This is a genomic window from Allobosea sp. P4_C6 (assembly GCF_056402015.1).
In genome coordinates, this window is the sequence record NZ_JBFUIF010000244.1 from 1 (window position 1) to 1381 (window position 1381).

The 1381-nt window shown below is 62.7% G+C and carries 1 protein-coding gene and 1 pseudogene; both read right to left on the reverse strand.

Annotation, left to right across the window (positions count from 1 at the left end; genetic code table 11):
- Positions 1-999, reverse strand: a 999-nt coding sequence (locus tag AC1DVA_RS28350; protein ID WP_476808123.1) for a Swt1 family HEPN domain-containing protein, incomplete at its 3' end; no start/stop codon positions are given.
- 14 nt (positions 1000-1013) lie between these two features.
- A pseudogene (locus AC1DVA_RS28355) lies at positions 1014-1381 on the reverse strand (hypothetical protein); the annotation flags it as partial.

Below are 1381 nucleotides of genomic sequence, written 5' to 3' on the forward strand. Positions count from 1 at the left end.
GATCATGTCGAAGGCCTCGGCCCCGCCGAGTTGCCAGGCTAGCTCGCCCCAAGTCGTGCGGATCTTGCGACCACCCTCGGCATTGAGGACGTCCTGCGGCCCTCGCGACGTGCCGACGAGTACCGCGCGATTGATGGCCTGTGGCACGCTGAGCCCATGCTCATCCAACAATCGATCGAGGCCCGACAGATCCTGGACCGGCGTCGTCCCCGCCATGTGATAGAGGGCGAGCATCGAGTGCGTCTTGCCGCCGCCGAAATTGGTTTGCAGTTCGACAACCGGGTCGCCACCGCTGCCGGATAGCCGCTTGGCGGCGCCAATCAGCAGCGCGCTCAGACCCTCCGTCAGATAGGTCCGGCTGAAGAACTGGCGCGGATCACGATACTCGTCAGGTGCGCTGCCCGAATGCACCTTGGCGAGATCGGCCGCGAACTCGGCCTGCTGGAATTCACCGGTCGCGACATCCTGGTGCGGCTCCACCACTTCGCGCCACGGGAGCAGGCCCGCCACGGTTTCGACCGAGATATCCAGGCGTTGTGTCTTCCGGCGTTCCTCATTACGCTGAAGTTCGGTGAACTTGGTGCGCAGGATCGTGTCGCGCATCTTCGAGAGTTGTTCTGCAGTCTCCCCCGCGCTGATCGCCTCCATCAATCGACGCATGGAGTCGAGCGCGCGTTCGGCGTCGTCGTAGGTGAAGGGCTCATTGTGCGAGAGCTTGTTGCGGACATCGCCAAGCTCGTTCACCCATGACCGCTCGGYGCGGCCGAGAACGGCCCTGAACGCCTCGGACCAAAGGCGGTCCATAACGTTGAACAATGCAGCCTGGTCCCAACCTACGGCGCCGCTGCTATTGGGGCGCAGGCTCGGGAGCTTCTCCAGAACCTGGACCTGCCAGTGCCCCTTGAGCGAGCTTTCCAGCCGCTTCTCGACGAATGGAATGAGGGCTGCCGGCAGCAGCTCCATGCCCTCGAAAACATATTGACGCGTGCTCTTGGCCACTGTCCCGTTTCCCCTCAGATATCCAGCCGGATCTGACGATCCCCGCTTGTGTCGTGGATCGCTGCAGCCTGCCGCGTCAGCTCCGTCCAGTCGGCGATCAGGGCGTTGTAGGCCGTCGCCTCCTTCGCATCTTTCCGCTTGTTGGCGCTGATGTCATAGAGACAGTAAGCAAGGTCCTTCACGGCCGCGGCCTTCGCGTCGATCTTCTTCAACAGGACGGTGGTGTCGTGCGAGATGCCGTCCTTCTCGTGCTTGCGGACAAGGTGCTGGAGGCACTCCCACACCGTTAAATGGGTGTCGCCTCCCGGCTCCCAGCCATCCTCTAGCTCGTCGCGCGCCAATATGCGGACCTTTCCTGCAGCACTCTCAATGATCCCTGCAT